This is a genomic window from Acidithiobacillus sp. TH-A36 (genome assembly GCF_057473445.1).
This window is the reverse complement of record NZ_JBYCKP010000445.1, coordinates 1-2,589: the sequence shown is the minus strand read 5'-3', so window position 1 is coordinate 2,589 and position 2,589 is coordinate 1. Positions and strand designations below refer to the sequence as shown.

General features: G+C 56.2%; 4 protein-coding genes. All 4 read right to left on the bottom strand.

Annotation, left to right across the window (positions count from 1 at the left end):
• The coding region (locus tag AC2VLY_RS11415) for a hypothetical protein (RefSeq protein WP_486892620.1) at positions 1-87 on the bottom strand (87 nt) is incomplete at its 3' end.
• A 9-nt stretch (positions 88-96) separates the two neighbouring features.
• Complete coding sequence (gene yajC / locus AC2VLY_RS11410) at positions 97-432, bottom strand: preprotein translocase subunit YajC (protein ID WP_486922312.1); 336 nt, start codon at positions 430-432, stop codon at positions 97-99.
• A 41-nt stretch (positions 433-473) separates the two neighbouring features.
• A complete protein-coding gene (tgt, locus tag AC2VLY_RS11405; protein WP_486892618.1) occupies positions 474-1,589 on the bottom strand; it encodes a tRNA guanosine(34) transglycosylase Tgt in 1,116 nt (371 codons plus the stop codon).
• Positions 1,589-2,589, bottom strand: a 1,001-nt coding sequence (queA, locus tag AC2VLY_RS11400; protein WP_486922311.1) for a tRNA preQ1(34) S-adenosylmethionine ribosyltransferase-isomerase QueA, incomplete at its 5' end; no start/stop codon positions are given. The genes queA and tgt, both read right to left, overlap by 1 nt.

Here is a 2,589-nt window from a genome sequence, read left to right as displayed (position 1 = left end):
ACCGTAAAAATTGGGCAGTGCATAAAGCAGCGCAGGTATGACAACCAGGAGAATGATCAGGTACTTCCACCACGGATAACGGGTCATGAACAGGCCTTAAAGTTTTTTCAGAGTCCCTTTGGGAAGCAACAGGGTGACCGCCGCCTTTTGGACTTTTACGATAACCCCTTCAGCGACTTCAATATGCAAATATTCATCGCCCAGTTGCATGACGCGTCCGGCGAGGCCGCCGAGGGTAATCACTTCATCCCCCTTGGAGATGGAAGCCATGAGCTGGCGTTGTTCCTTGGATTTTCTCATCTGCGGACGAATCATCATAAAATAGATAATTGCCCCGAAGACCAGAATATAGACAATCATGATCAGTCCAGAGTCTGAACCACCACCGGCTGCAGTTCCGGCATAGGCATTGGCAATCGGTGAAAAACTCATTATTCACTCCTGATCAGGTTTGCGGGCGCCCATTGTAGCCTTTAGGCGTCAATGAGGGAACTCGCGGTACGACGTTGATAAAATTCCTTTCGGAAGGCCTCCAGACGGCCCTGGACAATGGCCTCGCGCAGCCCTGCCATGAGCTCCTGATAGTAATGGAGGTTATGTTGGGTATTCAGGCGCGCGCCCAATATTTCATGGCTACGCTGCAGATGCCGCAAATAAGCCCGGCTGTAATTGCTGCAGGTATAGCAGCTGCATTCCGGATCCGGAGGGAGTGGATCTTTTTCGTAACTGGCGTTACGGAGCTTGAGAATGCCTTCGCGCGTAAACAGCCAGCCATTGCGGGCATTCCGGGTCGGCATGACACAATCAAACATATCCACGCCCCGGTACACCCCCTCTACCAGGTCTTCCGGCGTGCCCACACCCATCAGGTAGCGGGGTCGGTCGCCAGGCATCTGCGGCATGAGATTTTCCAGTACCTCCATCATCTCGGCCTTGCTTTCACCCACCGACAGACCACCCACGGCCAAGCCCGGAAAATCCAGTTTCTGCAAACCTTCCAGAGAACGCTGACGTAAATCACCATACATTCCACCCTGGACAATGCCAAACAACTGACCCGGTCCCTGATAAGCCCGGCGGGAACGTGCCGCCCAGCGCAGGGAGAGCTCCATGCTGAACCGTGCTTCTTCGTAGGTCGCCGGATGCGGCGTACATTCGTCAAAAACCATCGCTATATCCGAACCCAGCACGGCCTGAATGTGCATGGACTCTTCCGGTCCCAGAAAAACCTTGTGACCATCCGTAGGCGCACGAAATTCCACACCCGCTTCACGGAGCTTGCGCAGCGCGCCGAGACTGAACACCTGAAAGCCACCAGAATCGGTCAGGATGGGACGGTCCCAGTGCATCATTTTATGGAGGCCGCCGAGGGCGATGATGACTTCCAGTCCTGGACGCAGAAAAAGATGAAAGGTGTTACCGAGAATAATGTCCGCACCGATGGCTTTCAGTTCTTCCGGGGCCATGGCCTTGACGGTGCCATAGGTCCCTACCGGCATGAATGCCGGCGTTTGAATATCTCCCCGGGGCAAGTGGACAATACCGCGCCGGGCGGCACCATCCTTACCCAGACATTCAAAAATACCCATCAGGGCAAGCACCGCGAAAGCGCTGCAGGGGTAATGAACATGGCATCTCCATAACTGAAAAAACGATAGCGGGCGGCAACCGCATGCTGATAGGCGGCGAGCATACATTCAGTACCGGCAAAAGCACAAACCAGCATCAGCAGCGTGGACTCGGGCAAGTGGAAATTGGTCAGCAGTGCATCAATCACCTGAAATTTTTTGCCGGGATACAAAAACAGGCGGGTTTCACCCACGTAAGGACGCAAGGTGCCGTCCTGTCCGGCGGTTTCCAGTGCCCGGCAGGCTGTTGTCCCTACCGCAATCACCCGTCCTCCCCGGGCTTTGGTAGCTGTGATGGCTGCCACGGTGTCCGGGGAAACAATCAGGGTTTCGGCATGCATCTGATGTTCATGCACCTGCTCGCTGCGGACCGGCAAAAAAGTCCCGGCGCCCACATGCAGGGTCACAAAACGGCGCTCCACGCCTCGGGCAGCCAACGCCTCCAGTAAGCCCTGATCAAAATGCAGTCCGGCCGTTGGTGCGGCGACGGCCCCCGGTTTATCGGCATAGACTGTCTGGTAACGTTCCTGATCACGGGCTTCGGGAGCACGGTGAATGTAGGGGGGCAACGGCATGCTTCCCTCAGATTCCAGCACCGCCAACCAGGAGGCCTGGTGAAGACGCAGGCGGACATCCATCCCGTCTTTTTCCAGCACCTCTGCACGATCACCCTGCGCCAGTTGTAACATCATGCCGGGTCGCAAGGCTTTAGAAGACTTGGCCAGAAACCAGCCTTCATCCTCCCCCAGCAGGCGATCCAGCAACAACTCGACGGCTCCACCTGTTTCCTTGTGGGCATGCAGCCGGGCCGGTAGCACCCGGGTATCGTTGAGAATCAGCAAGTCACCCGGATTGAGGCATTCTGGCAACGCACGAATCCAGCTATCCTGCCATTGACCGGAATTGCCATCAATCACCAGCATCCGCGAGGCGCTGCGCTCTGCCAGTGGCTCCTGGGCAA

Bases quoted from the DNA above. Each gene is read 5' to 3' on its own strand.
- yajC (WP_486922312.1), bottom strand. From the start codon at position 432: ATGAGTTTTTCACCGATTGCCAATGCCTATGCCGGAACTGCAGCCGGT.
- tgt (WP_486892618.1), bottom strand. From the start codon at position 1,589: ATGGGTATTTTTGAATGTCTGGGTAAGGATGGTGCCGCCCGGCGCGGT.